General features: G+C 70.9%; 13 protein-coding genes. 10 read left to right on the plus strand and 3 right to left on the minus strand.

What is annotated here, in order from left to right; all coding sequences use genetic code 11:
• Nucleotides 1-279: 279 nt before the first annotated feature.
• Both AB0G01_RS10830 and AB0G01_RS10835 read left to right on the plus strand, forming a co-directional pair.
• Nucleotides 280-1,227 carry a methionyl-tRNA formyltransferase gene (locus AB0G01_RS10830; RefSeq protein ID WP_360942499.1) on the plus strand — a complete coding sequence of 316 codons (948 nt, stop codon included), beginning with the start codon at nt 280-282 and terminating at the stop codon, nt 1,225-1,227.
• Between the two features lie 566 nt (nt 1,228-1,793).
• Nucleotides 1,794-2,474 (plus strand): HNH endonuclease family protein, encoded by a 681-nt coding sequence (locus AB0G01_RS10835; RefSeq protein ID WP_360942502.1) that lies wholly within the window; start codon nt 1,794-1,796, stop codon nt 2,472-2,474.
• Nucleotides 2,475-2,543: 69 nt separating this feature from the next.
• Here AB0G01_RS10835 and AB0G01_RS10840 read toward each other — a convergent pair whose 3' ends face one another.
• Nucleotides 2,544-3,338: a hypothetical protein gene (locus AB0G01_RS10840; RefSeq protein WP_360942505.1), complete on the minus strand. Its 795-nt coding sequence runs from the start codon at nt 3,336-3,338 to the stop codon at nt 2,544-2,546.
• A gap of 150 nt (nt 3,339-3,488) precedes the next feature.
• Between AB0G01_RS10840 and AB0G01_RS10845 the strand changes: the two genes are divergently transcribed.
• The 6 genes from AB0G01_RS10845 to yidC all read left to right on the plus strand — a co-directional run bounded on the left by AB0G01_RS10845 (nt 3,489) and on the right by yidC (nt 8,953).
• Complete coding sequence (locus AB0G01_RS10845) at nt 3,489-4,970, plus strand: CYTH and CHAD domain-containing protein (protein ID WP_360942508.1); 1,482 nt, start codon at nt 3,489-3,491, stop codon at nt 4,968-4,970.
• Nucleotides 4,971-5,056: 86 nt separating this feature from the next.
• Nucleotides 5,057-6,694 carry a beta-N-acetylhexosaminidase gene (locus AB0G01_RS10850; protein WP_360942511.1) on the plus strand — a complete coding sequence of 546 codons (1,638 nt, stop codon included), beginning with the start codon at nt 5,057-5,059 and terminating at the stop codon, nt 6,692-6,694.
• 145 nt (nt 6,695-6,839) lie between these two features.
• Nucleotides 6,840-7,343 carry a DUF402 domain-containing protein gene (locus tag AB0G01_RS10855; protein WP_360942514.1) on the plus strand — a complete coding sequence of 168 codons (504 nt, stop codon included), beginning with the start codon at nt 6,840-6,842 and terminating at the stop codon, nt 7,341-7,343.
• A complete protein-coding gene (locus AB0G01_RS10860; RefSeq protein WP_360942517.1) occupies nt 7,340-7,951 on the plus strand; it encodes a uridine kinase in 612 nt (203 codons plus the stop codon). The genes AB0G01_RS10855 and AB0G01_RS10860 overlap by 4 nt, the downstream gene beginning before the upstream one ends.
• A gap of 20 nt (nt 7,952-7,971) precedes the next feature.
• Nucleotides 7,972-8,247 carry a DUF6412 domain-containing protein gene (locus AB0G01_RS10865; protein ID WP_360942520.1) on the plus strand — a complete coding sequence of 92 codons (276 nt, stop codon included), beginning with the start codon at nt 7,972-7,974 and terminating at the stop codon, nt 8,245-8,247.
• Between the two features lie 37 nt (nt 8,248-8,284).
• Nucleotides 8,285-8,953 carry a membrane protein insertase YidC gene (gene yidC, locus AB0G01_RS10870; protein WP_360942523.1) on the plus strand — a complete coding sequence of 223 codons (669 nt, stop codon included), beginning with the start codon at nt 8,285-8,287 and terminating at the stop codon, nt 8,951-8,953.
• Here the strand turns inward: yidC and AB0G01_RS10875 are convergent.
• Together AB0G01_RS10875 and AB0G01_RS10880 are read right to left on the minus strand one after the other, a co-directional pair.
• Nucleotides 8,862-9,905, minus strand: a complete 1,044-nt coding sequence (locus tag AB0G01_RS10875) for an acyl-CoA desaturase (protein WP_360942526.1) — start codon at nt 9,903-9,905, stop codon at nt 8,862-8,864. The two genes, yidC and AB0G01_RS10875, sit on opposite strands and share 92 nt — an antisense overlap.
• Nucleotides 9,906-9,937: 32 nt before the next feature.
• Nucleotides 9,938-11,479: a helix-turn-helix domain-containing protein gene (locus AB0G01_RS10880; RefSeq protein ID WP_360942529.1), complete on the minus strand. Its 1,542-nt coding sequence runs from the start codon at nt 11,477-11,479 to the stop codon at nt 9,938-9,940.
• A gap of 153 nt (nt 11,480-11,632) precedes the next feature.
• On the opposite strand from AB0G01_RS10880, the gene pruA reads away from it, so the two are divergent.
• Together pruA and AB0G01_RS10890 are read left to right on the plus strand one after the other, a co-directional pair.
• Nucleotides 11,633-13,258 carry an L-glutamate gamma-semialdehyde dehydrogenase gene (pruA, locus tag AB0G01_RS10885; RefSeq protein WP_360942532.1) on the plus strand — a complete coding sequence of 542 codons (1,626 nt, stop codon included), beginning with the start codon at nt 11,633-11,635 and terminating at the stop codon, nt 13,256-13,258.
• Between the two features lie 2 nt (nt 13,259-13,260).
• On the plus strand, nt 13,261-14,184 hold the full coding sequence (locus AB0G01_RS10890) for a proline dehydrogenase family protein (protein ID WP_360942535.1): 924 nt from the start codon (nt 13,261-13,263) through the stop codon (nt 14,182-14,184).
• The last annotated feature ends 68 nt before the right edge of the window (nt 14,185-14,252 follow it).

Genomic DNA, 14,252 nt, shown 5'->3' on the forward strand with positions numbered 1-14,252 from the left:
TTATTGATGACTACCACACAACGCGATATGAGAGGTGCTTCCGAAATTCGATTCAGATCATCGAACCAGGGTTTTCCCGACTGTTCCGATTCGACCTCACGGGTGACTTCCCGCGCACCCCGGCGACATCCGGGCGGCGAGCCGCCTCCGTGGCCACCGGCGGTCCTGCCGACCCGGCCGCACCCGGACGCACCCGGTGCGGGCCAGACCGGCGACCGGGCCGCCGACTTAGGTTAGGGTCGGGTAACTTAGGCAAGCCTAAAACCCTGGAGGAGCCCCATGCGGGTCGTCATGTTCGGCTACCAGACCTGGGGCCACCGCACGCTCCGAGCGCTGCTGGACTCCGAGCACGAGGTGGTGCTGGTGGTGACCCACCCGCAGAGCGACCACGCGTACGAGCGGATCTGGAGCGACTCGGTGGCGGACCTGGCCGCCGAGCACGGCGTCGAGACGATCATCCGCAACCGGCCGGACGACGACGAGTTGTTCCAGCGGCTCAAGGAGGTCGAGCCGGACGTCATCGTGGCCACCAACTGGCGCACGTGGATCCCGCCGCACATCTTCACGCTGCCCAAGCGCGGCACGCTGAACGTGCACGACTCGCTGCTGCCCGCCTACGCCGGTTTCTCGCCGTTGATCTGGGCCTTGATCAACGACGAGAAGGAGGTGGGGGTCACCGCGCACATGATGGACGAGACGTTGGACGCGGGCGACATCGTGATCCAGCGCGCCGTCCCGGTCGGGCCGCGCGACACGACCGCCGACCTGTTCCACAAGACGCTGGAGCTGTTCGGCCCGATCACCGTCGACGGCCTGGCCGAGATCGCCAAGGGCCGCACCGACTTCACCAAGCAGGACCGGTCGAAGGCCAGCTTCTTCCACAAGCGCGCGGAGGAGGACCTGCGCATCGACTGGACGTGGCAGGCGGACGAACTCGACAGGTTGGTGCGCGCGCAGTGCGCGCCGTACCCGAGCGCGTTCACGTTCCACAAGGGCACGCGACTGGAGATCGTGGAAGCCGAGGTGTCGGAGGCCCGCTACGGCGGCACGCCGGGCCGGATCTTCTACCGCGAGGGCGACGGCGTGGCGATCGTCGCGGGAGCGGACTCCCGCCGTGGCCGGAACCACGCACTGCTGGTGAAGCGGGTCCGCACCGAGGACGGCCGCGAACTGGGCGCGACGGAGTACTTCCAGACCATGGGCGGCTACCTCACGAACCGCCCCTGATCGAGCTGTGCGGGACGCGCCCACGCCGTTGACATGGCGTGGGCGCACCCATTTCACGACCAGAACTCCTATACTTGCCAAGGGAACCGCACACCCGCCCTGCCTTTTGCGCCACACGCCCCTCCAACAGGTGAAGTTCCCGGGAATGCACGGGGAGAACGTACGAAAACACTGTTCTCGATACTCGGTTTGATTTTGGAACCCCGCGAACCCCGCCAACCCGCCACACAAAGGAATAGACCCTCCGATCCTGCCGCACCGCACCGCTCCTACCGCTCCGCTCCTACTGCACCGCTTCTACTGTCCTGCTCCTCCCGCCCTGCTCCTACTGCCTCGCTCTTCCCGTCCCGCTCTCCCGCTCCGCACTTCCCGCCACGACACCGCACCACGCCGACTTCCCCACCACGCCGCCAGTGGCCCGAGCCAGCCAGTCCCGTTGTCCTGATCAGCACTCCCGTCGGCCGTGCTGATCCGCACCACCCGCCGTGGGCCTGCGCCCTGCTGTTGTCCCGATCCTTGCCACCCGGTAGTCACGTCGTGATGGCGATCGCTGATCATTGGTGCCCATGAGCCGGAAGCGGACGACAACATGGGCAAGCGTGGCGGTGTTGATCCTGCTGATGGTGATCGGCTACTACCTGACCCGCTACCAGGATTCGACAACCCCATCCCAGCCCACGACGACCGCCGCGCAACCGCCCGGTACCCCGCCCGCCCAGGACCCGGCCCCGTTGTTGGCGGGTCTGAAGATCGCGTCCGAGGGCAAGATGGCCGGGTACAGCCGGGACCGCTTCCCGCACTGGAGCGGGCAGGGCAACTCGTGCGACACCCGCGAAGTCGTGTTGCAGCGGCAGGGTGCGGATGTCCGCAGCGACAAGGATTGCAAGGCCACTGCGGGCACGTGGGTCAGCGCGTACGACGGCGTGACCATCACGGACGCGGGGAAGCTGGACATCGACCACACGGTGCCGCTGGCCGAGGCGTGGCGGTCCGGGGCGGACAAGTGGACCGATGAGCAGCGGCAGAAGTTCGCCAACGACTTGGACGGCATCCAGCTCGTGGCGGTGTCCGCCACGAGCAACCGGTCCAAGGGTGATCAGGATCCGGCCAAGTGGAAACCGCCGGTGGAGACTTACTGGTGCACCTACGCCGCCAACTGGGTCACGGTGAAGAGCACCTACGGGTTGACCGTCGACCAGGCCGAGCATGACGCGTTGGCCGCGATGATCGCGGTCTGCCCGAGGTGATGATCGCGGTCCGGGTGGGGTGATGATCGCCATGGGGGGCGGGGCCGGCGGGCCCCGGGCCACCGGGGGTTACGGGCGCAGGGTGTGGAGTTGGTCTACCAGGTCCGTGTGCACCTCGGTGCGGCGGACCCAGGCCGCTGAGCCGGAGCCGGCGGTGGGTGGGTCGCCCAGGGGGTCCACCGCGGTCGTGACGCCGTACTCCAGGCGGTAGGCGATGAGGCCGGTGGCGGCGCGCACCCAGGGGTTGGGGTCCGGGCTGGGGATTTCGCCCATGCCTACCCGGAACCACACCGGGAGCCTGGTGTCGGCGGCCAGGGCTCGTTCCAGGCGTCGGGTCGCCGCGTCCCAGATCTCCTCGCGGGCCTTCTCGCCGGCGAGGATGGCCTCCTGCCTCCGGGCGTCCTCGGCTGCCGCCGCGTCGGCTTCCAGGCGGGCCGCGGCGTCGAGTGCTCCCGCTTCGGCGGAGCCGATCTTCCAGTCCAACTGGTGCACCTCGTGCTCCAGGGCATCGCGCTCGAACCTGGGCATCCGCCCGGACGCGAGGTGGGCGCGGGCGGCGTCCCGGCGCTCCTTGAGCCCGTCGTGCTCGCTGACCTCCTGGCTCAGCTCGAACCGCACCGAGTCGGCCAGCACCTCCTGCTCGGCGTCCCACGCCGCGCGCAGGGCGGCCACGATGTCGCCGATCTCGCCGTCCACGGCGTCGAAGTCCTCGTCCGGGCCGGCTCCCGCGCCGGACAGCCGCCGTTCCAGGACCAGCAGCCGCGCGCTGACCCGCTCCAGCTCGGCGGTCAGCAACTGGGTCCGGTGGACCAAATCGGCGACGGTCGGTTCGACCGCGTCGAGCCGCTCTTTCTCCGTGGGCACGCGATCCAGCCAACCCCACGGAACGCCGCTCGCCGGGTGCGCGCCGGGAAAACCACGCGGACGGTCCGCAACAAACCCCCGGCCAGGTCAACGGCCCATCACCCACAGTTACCTAGCGTAAACATCCAGCTTGCGGTGTATGCCTGGTACATGTCGACATCGGTGCACGAGACGGAACGAAAGTACGAGGCCCCGACCGGCGTCGCGCTGCCGGAACTGGCCGATCTGCCGGGTGTCGCCGCTGCGGCAGGTCCCGAGGAGCAGCAACTGGAGGCGGTCTACTACGACACCGCCGACCTGCGGTTGGCCCGTGCGGGCCTGACGCTGCGCCGGCGGGTCGGGGGTGACGACGCGGGCTGGCACCTGAAGCTGCCGGTGGCCGAGGACACCCGCGAGGAGGTCCGGTTGCCGGCCGGGCGAGCCGCGAAGCACCCGCCCAAGGAGCTCGGTTCGCTGGTCCAGGTGCACGCGCGGGGCGACGCGCTGACGCCGGTCGCGCGCATCCGGACCACGCGGCAGCGCTGGCAGCTCGTGGACGAGCGCGGCAAGCTGCTGGTCGAGGTGGTGGAGGACCTGGTGTCCGCGCAGGACGTGGCGGAGAAGTCGGTGGACACCTGGCGCGAGATCGAGGTGGAGCTGGGCGAGCGCGGCGACCGGGCGATGCTGGACCTGGTGGAGGGCCGGCTGGCCGAGGTCGGGATCACCCGGTCGACGTCGTCGGCCAAGTTGACCCGGCTGCTCGCGGGTCGGATCACGCCGAAGCCGCCGGTGCCCGAGCGGGGGAAGTCCGCCGGTGACGTGGTGTTGGCGTACTTGCGCGAGCAGGTGGAGGCCCTCAAGCACCACGACCCGAGGGTGCGCCGCAAGGAGGACGACGCCGTGCACCAGATGCGCGTGGCGACCCGTCGGATGCGCAGCGCGCTCCAGGCGTTCGGCAAGGTGGTCGACCGCGACCGGACCAGGGCGTTGACCGACGAGTTGAAGTGGTTCGCGGGTGTCCTGGGTGAGGCGCGGGACGCGGAGGTGATGCGCGCCGGCTACGAGGCGAACGTGGCGAAGTTGGACGACAGCCTGGTGCTCGGTCCGGTGTCCGCGCTGCTCACCCGGCACTTCGCGCCGATGGAGACGAGCGCGCACGAGTCGGCCACGACGGTGATGAACAGCCGCCGGTACTTCGACCTGTTGGACGCCGTGGACGCGTTGATCGCCGATCCGCCGTTGACCCCGTTGGCGGCGGGCAAGGCGAAGGCGGTGCTGCCGCAGTTCGTGCGGAAGTCCTACAAGCGGCTCGCCGGGCACGCGGAGAACGCGCACGACGACGAGTCGCTGCACGAGTCCCGCAAGGCGGCCAAGCGGTTGCGCTACGCGGTGGAGACGGTCGAGCCGTTGTTCGGCGCGAAGGCCAAGAAGTACCGCAAGCGCCTGAAGAACCTCCAGACGCTGTTGGGTGATCACCAGGACAGCGTGGTGGCCCGTCCGGTGCTGCGCGAACTCGGTGGCCAGGCGTACCGGGAGGGCGAAAACGGGTTCACGTTCGGCCTGCTCTACGGGGCGGAAGAGGCCAAGGCCGCCCGGGTGGAGGAGCACTTCCCGGCAGTGTGGCGGGACCTCGGCAAGCCGAAGTTTGTCTGATTGGTCTGGACCTTGACACTTTCGGGGCACGGCTGAAACGGTGATCGGAGCCGCCGCACGGGTGATCCACACCGATTTTCAGGAGGATGTCCGTGCCTCGAAGAGGGAAACCGACCAGCCGAGCCGGCCGGCACCTGCTCGGCCCGGCGCTCGCCGCCCTGCTCCTCCTGGGAGCGGCGGGCACCGCCGTCGCCGACTCGGCAGCTCCGGAGCAGCCAGTGCACCCCAATTCAGTGCACCCCAGTCCAGTACACCCCAGCATCGTGCCCGCGCCGGTGAAGGTCGCGCCCAAGCCGGGCGTGACCTACTCGCTGAGTGGTGACACGCGCATCTACACCCAGCCCGGTTCACGGGACGCCAAGCAGGTCGGCGAGTACCTGGCGGGCGTGCTGCGGCCGTCCACCGGCTACCGCCTGCCGGTGGTGCCCGGCGCGTCGGGCCGTGGGATCTCGCTCCTGCTGACCGGCGCGGACCACCGCGTCGGCAAGGAGGGCTACCAGCTCGACGTGACCGGGCGCGGGGTGGTGGTCCGGGCGCGGACCGCGGCCGGGCTGTTCGCGGGCGTGCAGACGTTCCGCCAGCTCCTGCCCGCGAAGGTCGAGTCGAAGACCAGGCAGCGCGGTCCGTGGCACGCCGCCGGTGTCCGCGTCCTGGACTACCCGCGCTACGAGCACCGTGGCGCGATGCTCGACGTGGCGCGGCACTTCTTCTCCGTGGACGAGGTGAAGCGCTACATCGACCAGATCGCCCAGTACAAGGTCAACCGGCTGCACCTGCACCTGACCGACGACCAGGGCTGGCGACTGGAGATCAAGAGCTGGCCCCGGCTGACCGCGCACGGCGGCAGCACCGAGGTCGGCGGCGGTCCGGGCGGTTTCTACACCCAGGACCAGTACCGCGACCTGGTGGCCTACGCCGCCTCCCGGCACATCGAGGTGATCCCGGAGATCGACATCCCGGGCCACACCAACGCCGCGCTGGCCTCCTACGCCGAGCTGAACTGCGACGGCGTCGCCCCTCCGCTGTACACGGGCATCGAGGTCGGTTTCAGCTCGCTGTGCATCGACAAGGACATCACCTACAAGTTCGTGGACGACGTGCTGCGCGAGGTCGCGGCGCTGACGCCCGGCAAGTACCTCCACATCGGCGGCGACGAGGCGCTGGCCACGACGGACCCGGACTTCATCGCGTTCATGGACAGGGTCCTTCCGCTGGTGAAGAAGCACGGCAAGACCGCGTCGGGCTGGCACGAGTTCGTGAAGGCCGCGCCGGCCGCGTCGGCGGTGCCGCAGTTCTGGGGCACCAAGACCGTCGCGCCGGACATGGTCGCCGCCGCCGCGCGCGGCAACCGGATCGTGCTCTCGCCCGCGACGAAGGCGTACCTGGACATGAAGTACGACGCGAACACCAAGCTCGGGTTGAAGTGGGCGGGGTACACCGACGTCGAGGACGCCTACGACTGGAACCCCGGCGCGTACGTCCAGGACCTGCCGGAGTCGGCGGTGCGCGGCGTCGAGGCTCCACTGTGGACGGAGACGCTGGCGACCTCGGCGGATCTGGAGCAGATGGCGTTCCCGAGGCTGCCGGCGATCGCGGAACTGGGCTGGTCGCCGTGGTCGACCCACGACTGGGCGAAGTTCAGGGAACGCCTGGCCGCGCAGGGACCGCGGTGGAAGGCGCAGGGCGTGAACTTCTACCCCTCGCCGCAGGTGCCCTGGAAGTAGCACGGCCGTCCGGGGTTGGACGGAGGGGAGGCGACCGGCGAGTCGCCTCCCCCGCGCCGGGCGGGTGCCGGGAAGAGCCCCCGCCGGCAGAACCGCCCACAGCCTTCGGGGGCAGCACGGCCGGCCGCCCCCTAGGCTGGCCGGCATGGGGTTCTTCGCGCCGGGAGACGTGGCGTTGCGCCGGGAAGTGCTGCACGGCCGGCCGTGGGCGGTCACGCCGACCAGGGTGGTCGCGGACGGGCCGGACCTGCTGGCCGTCTTCACCGTCCCCGGCACCCGGTTCGGCTTCCCGCCGCACCCCTTCCCGCACCACTGGCAGACCCTGGGCCGCACGCGGTGGAACGGCCACGGCAAGCTCCAGCTCCACCGCCCCGGCGACGCCTACTCCGTCGACCACGAGCTGGACTACTGGGTGCCGGTGGACGGCCCCTGGTCCGACCGGGACCGCGAGGAGTTCGAGCTCCAGGTGGCCGAGGGCAAGTACACCGCCGAGCAGGGCGACGCGATCCGCCGCACCGGCAAGGAGATCGAGGCGATGCTGGACGGCGGCACGACCTGGTGGGACCCGGCGTGGTCGGGGTTCACAGCAGACCCGGACCTGCCCGCGCCGGACCTGCCGGCGGGCTGGGAGGACTACCCGCTGCCGTGAAGGTCCACCCGCTGACCCCGCAGGCCCTGGTCGCCGAACTGGTCGAGAGGATCGGCGGTCCGCGCGCGGCGTGGACGCGCGTCCTGGTCGACGGCGCGCCGCCGGCCCGGCCGGGCGAGCTCGCCGATGCCCTCGTGGAGCCGCTGCGGGCCCGTGGCCGTCCGGTGCTGCGCGTGTCCGCCGCCGACTTCCTGCGCCCCGCCTCGGTCCGCCTGGAGTTCGGCCGCACCGACCCGGACTCGTTCCGGGACGGCTGGCTGGACACCGGCGGGCTGCTCCGCGAGGTGCTGGACCCGCTGGAGCCCGGCGGCACCGGCCGGGTGCTGCCGTCGCTGTGGGACGCCGCCGCCGACCGCGCCAGCCGGGCCGACTACACGACCCTGCCCGAGGGCGGCGTGCTCCTGCTGGACGGGACCCTGCTGCTGGACAAGTGGCTGCCGGCCGAGCTGACCGTGCACCTGTGGCTGTCGCGGGCCGCGCTGGCCCGCCAGACCGCGCCCGAGGACGCGTGGACGCTGCCCGCCTACGACGGCTACGAACCCCGAGCCGACGTAACGGTGCGCTACGACCACCCCACGAAACCCGCTCTGGTGGGTAGTCTCGACTGAGGAAACCGGGGGAGGTGGACATGGCCAGGTTGCAGGTGCTGCTCGCGCTCTACCTGCCGGGCCTGTTCGCGCTCACCCTGCTGCACTCGCCGGCCGACCTGCTGGCGGTCGTCACGGCCGTCGCCGTGGTCCTGCTGCTGCTCTCCGCCGCGCCCACCGCGCAGCGCGCCCCCGCGTGGGTGCGGTCCCTCTCCTTGCGCGAGAAAGCCCTCAAGACGGCTTTCCTGCGGTTGCGCGACCCCGACGCCGCCGGGCGTCCCCGTCCACGAGCACCGGGACTCGGCCTGAGCGCCTGACGTCCCCCGTTCCCGCTCGTGCAAACGGAGTACCCCCGTGTTCTACGACCTGGGCTCAGCCCTGGCCGGCGTCACCACGCCCGCCCTCGCCATCGTCGCCTTCACCGCTCTCGTCCGACTGCTCATGCATCCGCTCAGCCGTGCCGCCGTGCGCGGCGAGAAGGCTCGGGCCGCGCTCGCGCCGGAGGTGCGCGCGCTCCAGGAGAAGTACGGCAAGGACCCGCGCGTGCTCCAGCAGAAGTCCGTGGAGCTCTACCGGGAGAACGGCACCTCGATGTTCGCGGGCTGTCTGCCCGCGCTGGTCCAGGCACCGTTCTTCATGGTGATGTACCGCCTGGTCAGCACGCCGAACCCGCTGCTGGACGGCACCGTGTTCGGCACCTCGCTGGGCGCGCACTGGTTCGGCGTGTTCGAGCACCACGCGGTCTTCCTGACCTTGTTCGCCGTGCTGACCGCGGTCGCGTTCGCGACGTCCCGCTGGCAGGCGGCCCTGGCGGCGCGGACCGGTGGGCCGCAGCCGCCGTTCGCGAAGGTCCTGCGGCTGCTGCCGTTCGGCACGGTGGTCGTCGCCGCCGTGCTGCCGCTGGCCGCCGGGATCTACCTGCTGACCACGACTACTTGGACGCTGCTGGAGCGAGCCTGTCTGCATCGCGCAATTCGGCTCCCGTCTCGTGCAGGTACGTCAGCACGTGCCCGTACGAGGTGAGCAGCCCGCATTCCGCGTAGGAGATCGACTTCTCCTGGCAGAAGTCGCGGACCAGCACCTGCGCCCGGCGCAGGTGCGGTCGCGGCATGTTGGGGAACAGGTGGTGCTCGATCTGGTAGTTCAGACCGCCCAGCAGGATGTCGTTGAACCAGCCGCCGGTCACGTTGCGGGACGTCAGGACCTGCTTGCGCAGGAAGTCGAGCTGGTGGCCGGCGGTGAGCACCGGCATCCCCTTGTGGTTGGGCGCGAACGAGCACCCCATGTAGACGCCGAACAGGCCCTGGTGCACGGCGATGAACGCGAGGGCCTTGCCGGGGGACATGATCGTGAAGACCAGGCCGAGGTAGCCCACGACGTGCAGGGCCATCAGCACCAGCTCCAACTGCCACCCGCGCACCTCGCGGCGCACGGCGGCGGCGGCGCTGATGAAGTGCAGGCTGAAGCCTTCGAGCAGCAGCAGGGGGAAGAACAGGTACGCCTGGTGCTTGACCACCCAGCGGAAGAACCCGCGCTTGCGCTGCGCCTGCTCGGCGCTGAACGCGAGCACGGAGATGTCGACGTCGGGGTCCTCGTCCTCGTGGTTGGGGTTGGCGTGGTGGCGGTTGTGCTTGCCCATCCACCAGCCGAAGCCGACGCCGACGAACAGGTTCCCCAGCACCAGGCCGACCGCGCCGTTGACCTTGTTGGTCGCGAACATCTGCCGGTGGCCGGCGTCGTGGCCGAGGAACGCGAGCTGGGTGAACACGACGGCGAGCAGGACCGCCAGGGCCAACTGCCACCACGAGTCACCGACCACTACCATCGCGGTGATGGTCGCCACCAGTGCGGCGACGCCTCCGACCAGGCACAACACGTAGAAGCCGATCCGGCGGTCGAGCAGGCCGGCCTGCTTGACCGATCTGGACAACTCGGCGAAGTCACTGCCGCGCCTGGGCGACGCATCGGGGTTCACGCGGAAAGCGTAAGGGGCGCGCGGTGGCGAGTTCAGGTCAGCCTGAGTTGCAACTGGGCGAACAGGCGGAGCAGTGGATCTTCGAGGTCGAAACCGCCCAGCTCAGCGGCCCGGCGGACCCGGTAGCGCAAGGTGTTCGGGTGCACGTGCAGACCGCTCGCGGCGGTGCGCACGTCGCCGAAGGCGTCCAGGTAGGCCAAGAGGGAGCGCGCGAGTTCCGGGTCGAGCTTCGCCAGCCGGGGGTCCCGGATGCGCGGGTGCTCGCCGAGCAGCGCCAGCGTCTCGCTGATCAGCACCCGCGACCGGACGTCGGCGAGCGTGGCGACGTCGGTGTCGAGGTCGCGGGCCATCGCGTCGAGCACCCGGTCGGCCTCGGTGCGGGACACCATCACCTCGTCCGCGGTGGGCACCGTCGAGCCGATCGCGCCCTGCACGCGCAGCCCCATGTGCTTGCGCGCGGCGGCCACGATCTCCTTGGTCAGGGCCAGCAGCGGCGCGGTCGGCGGCAGGTCGGGCAGCAGCACGTAGGTGCGCCCGGCGGACTGGGTGACCAGTGCGCTGCGCCGGTAGGCGGCGGCGTGCACGGAGATCAGGCCGGTCATCTCGGTGCGCCGCAACTCGTGCTGGGTGCGGTCCGCGCTCTCCTGGCCCCGCAGGGCGAACACGACGACGGCGGCGGGCTTGCCCGGGTCCGCGCCGATCTGCTCGGCGACGGAGGCGGCGTCCATCCGGCCGTCCAGCAGGGAGCCCAGCAGGTTCTCCCGGAACGCGGCGGACGGCTCGCGCTGCTGGACCAGGTGCAGCGCGGTGACCCGGGCCGCGCCGAGCAGCGCGCGTTCGGACCGCTCGGTCAGCGGGGTCGTGCCCTCCTGCACCCAGATCGTGCCCAGCGGTTGGCTGCCCGCGTGGATGCCGACCGCGATCCGCCGCCGGATGCCGAGCTCGGGCCGCTCGTCGATCCGCACGACCTCCTCGCCGGAGCGCAGGCGCTGGTAGACGCCCCACTCGCGGAGCATCTTCAGGTACGGCTCGGGGCCCTGGCGGCCCAGGATGGACAGCCGGCGCAGCTCGTCCACCTCGTCCGACGACCGGGAGTAGGCGAGCACCCGGCTCGCGGTGTCCTCGATGCTGACGATCCCGCCGGTCAGCGCGGCGATCGTCTGGGCCAGCGCGAACAGGTCGCCGAGCACCTCGCCCACGCCCGCGTCGGCGGTCAGCCGCGCACTGCTCACCACGCCTCTGACCAGCGCTTCGAGGTGTTCCCAGCGCACCTCGGGGCGCACCGCGAGCAGGGCCACGCCCGCGTCCGCCGCGGCTTGGCGCAGCATCGGCGAGGGCGTGTCGACCTTGACCGCCACGGCCGCCGCACCACCCTGCCCGGCCGCTCTGACCAGTGACAACGCTCCCCGCCCGCGTGCGCCGATGATCAGCGCGAGGTCGCCGGGCCGCACGTCGGGCACGTCGTCGGGGTCGAGGATCACCACGTCGTGGACGTCGACCTCCAGGCCGTGCGGCGCGACCTGGATCTCCACCAGGGGGTCACCGAGAGCGATCAACACCTGCCGCAGACTCACCCGCCCCCTCCTTTCGGACGGCAGCCGACCGGCCGCACGGTTGTCCGCGCGAACAACGGCGGGTGCGCAAGCCTAGACGGGCGGACAACTGCGTGCACGCTCGGTAGTCCTACGGTGAAGCGACACAGTCTTCAGTGGCGAAGGAGCTTCTTTGTGGATGCCGTGACCAGGGTCCCCGCGCCGGTGAACGAGCCCATCCTGAACTACGCCCCCGGCTCCCCCGAGCGCGCGCAGTTGCAGGCGAAGCTGGCCGAACTGGCCAAGGAGCCCGTCGACCTGACCCTGACGATCGGCGGCGAGCAGCGGACCGGCGGTGGCGAGCGCTTCGACGTCGTCCAGCCGCACAACCACCGCGCCGTCCTCGGCACGCTGCACGGCGCGACCGCCCAGGACACCCGGGACGCCGTCGCGGCGGCCCGGCAGGCCGCCCCGGCGTGGCGCGCGCTGTCCTTCGACGACCGCGCGGCGATCCTGCTCAAGGCCGCCGACCTGCTGGCCGGCCCGTGGCGGCAGACCCTGAACGCGGCCACCATGCTCGGCCAGTCCAAGACCGCGATCCAGGCGGAGATCGACTCGGCCTGCGAGCTGATCGACTTCTGGCGGTTCAACGTGGCCTTCGGCCGGCAGTTGACCGCCGAGCAGCCGCAGTCCTCGCCCGGCGTGTGGAACCGCACGGACCACCGCCCGCTGGAGGGCTTCGTCTACGCGGTCACGCCGTTCAACTTCACCGCCATCGCGGGCAACCTGCCCACCGCGCCGGCCCTGATGGGCAACGTGGTGCTGTGGAAGCCCTCGCCCACGCAGAGCGTCGCCGCGCACCTGACCATGCGGCTGCTCGAAGAGGCCGGCCTCCCGCCGGGCGTGATCAACCTGCTGCCCGGTGACGGCCTGGCGGTCTCCGAGGTCGCGCTGGCGCACCCGGACCTGGCCGGCATCCACTTCACCGGTTCGACGCGGACCTTCCAGCACCTGTGGGGCCAGGTCGGCGCGAACATCGCCGGCTACCGCTCCTACCCGCGCGTGGTCGGCGAGACCGGCGGCAAGGACTTCGTGCTGGCGCACCCGTCGGCCGACGTCGACGTGCTGCGCACGGCGCTGGTCCGCGGCGCGTTCGAGTACCAGGGCCAGAAGTGCTCCGCCGCGTCCCGCGCGTACGTGCCGCGCTCGGTGTGGAACCGGGTCAAGGACGCCTTCCTGGCCGATGTCGAGTCGCTGACCGTGGGCGACGTCACCGACCTGTCGAACTTCATGGGCGCGGTCATCGACCGGCGTTCCTTCGACAAGCTGTCCGGCGTGCTGGAGGCCGCGAAGGGCGACGCGAAGCTGGAGGTCGCGGCCGGCGGCACCGCCGACGACTCCGAGGGCTTCTTCGTGCGCCCGACCGTGCTCCTGGGTTCGGACCCGTCGCACGAGGTGTTCACCACCGAGTACTTCGGCCCGGTGCTGGCCGTGCACGTGTTCGACGACGCCGACTACGACACCGTGCTCAAGCAGATGGAGAGCGCGGCCCCGTACGCCCTGACCGGCGCGATCATCGCCCGGGACCGCGCGGCCGTCGCGCACGCCCAGAACGAGCTCCGGTTCGCCGCGGGCAACTTCTACGTCAACGACAAGCCGACCGGTGCGGTCGTCGGGCAGCAGCCGTTCGGCGGCGGCCGGGCGTCGGGCACCAACGACAAGGCGGGCTCGGTGCACAACCTGCTGCGCTGGGTGAGCCCCCGGTCCATCAAGGAGACCTTCGCGGCTCCGACCTCCCACCGCTACCCGCACCAGGGGTGACCATGCTCCGCTCCACACTGCTCGCCGCCTCGCGATCCGGGGCCATCCGCGGGCTCGTCGAACGCACGCCGCTGACCCGGCCGGTCGTCAAGCGCTTCATCTCCGGCGACGACGTGACCGCCGCGATCGCCACCACCGGCGAGGTGCTGGCCGACGGCCGCCTGGTCACCCTCGACCACCTCGGCGAGGACACCCGGGACGCGGCGCAGGCCGCCGCCACCGTCGACGCGTACCTGACGCTGTTGGGCCGCTTGCAGGACGCGGGCTACGCGGACCGGGCCGAGGTGTCGGTCAAGCTGTCCGCGGTGGGCCAGTTCCTGCCCGTCGACGGCGAGAAGATCGCCCTGGAGAACGCGCGGAAGATCTGCTCCGCCGCAGGTGTCGTGGGCACCACGGTCACCCTCGACATGGAGGACCACACCACGACCGACTCGACGCTGGGCATCCTGCGCCAACTGCGGGTGGACTTCCCGTGGGTCGGCGCGGTGCTCCAGGCGTACCTCAAGCGCACCGAGCAGGACTGCCGGGACCTGGCGCATGCCGGGTCGCGGGTCCGGCTGTGCAAGGGCGCGTACCAGGAGCCGGCCTCGGTCGCGTTCCAGGACAAGGGGGACGTCGACCTGTCGTACGTGCGCTGCCTGAAGGTGCTGATGGCGGGCGACGGCTACCCGATGGTCGCCTCGCACGACCCCCGGCTGATCGCGATCGCCGCCGACCTGGCGTCGGCGCGGTCGAAGGACAGCTACGAGTTCCAGATGCTCTACGGCATCCGGCCCGACGAGCAGCGCCGGCTGGCCGCCGACGGCAACCGGATGCGGGTCTACGTGCCCTACGGCGACGAGTGGTACGGCTACTTCATGCGGCGGCTGGCGGAGCGCCCGGCGAACGTGGCGTTCTTCCTGCGCGCCATGCTCACCAAGGGCTAGGAGCACGACACCGGGTTCGGTGTGGATCGCGACGTCCGCACCGGGCCCGGACCGGCGGGTCGGACGCC

The sequence above is a fragment of the Actinosynnema sp. NPDC023587 genome (assembly GCF_040640215.1).
In the GTDB taxonomy this organism is placed as follows: domain Bacteria; phylum Actinomycetota; class Actinomycetes; order Mycobacteriales; family Pseudonocardiaceae; genus Actinosynnema.

Excerpts from the sequence above, each read along its gene's own strand:
- AB0G01_RS10890 (WP_360942535.1), top strand. The coding sequence starts at position 13,261 with ATGCTCCGCTCCACACTGCTCGCCGCCTCGCGATCCGGGGCCATCCGC.
- AB0G01_RS10835 (WP_360942502.1), top strand. The coding sequence starts at position 1,794 with ATGAGCCGGAAGCGGACGACAACATGGGCAAGCGTGGCGGTGTTGATC.
- AB0G01_RS10865 (WP_360942520.1), top strand. The coding sequence starts at position 7,972 with ATGGCCAGGTTGCAGGTGCTGCTCGCGCTCTACCTGCCGGGCCTGTTC.
- AB0G01_RS10855 (WP_360942514.1), top strand. The coding sequence starts at position 6,840 with ATGGGGTTCTTCGCGCCGGGAGACGTGGCGTTGCGCCGGGAAGTGCTG.
- AB0G01_RS10850 (WP_360942511.1), top strand. The coding sequence starts at position 5,057 with ATGTCCGTGCCTCGAAGAGGGAAACCGACCAGCCGAGCCGGCCGGCAC.
- AB0G01_RS10845 (WP_360942508.1), top strand. The coding sequence starts at position 3,489 with ATGTCGACATCGGTGCACGAGACGGAACGAAAGTACGAGGCCCCGACC.
- AB0G01_RS10830 (WP_360942499.1), top strand. The coding sequence starts at position 280 with ATGCGGGTCGTCATGTTCGGCTACCAGACCTGGGGCCACCGCACGCTC.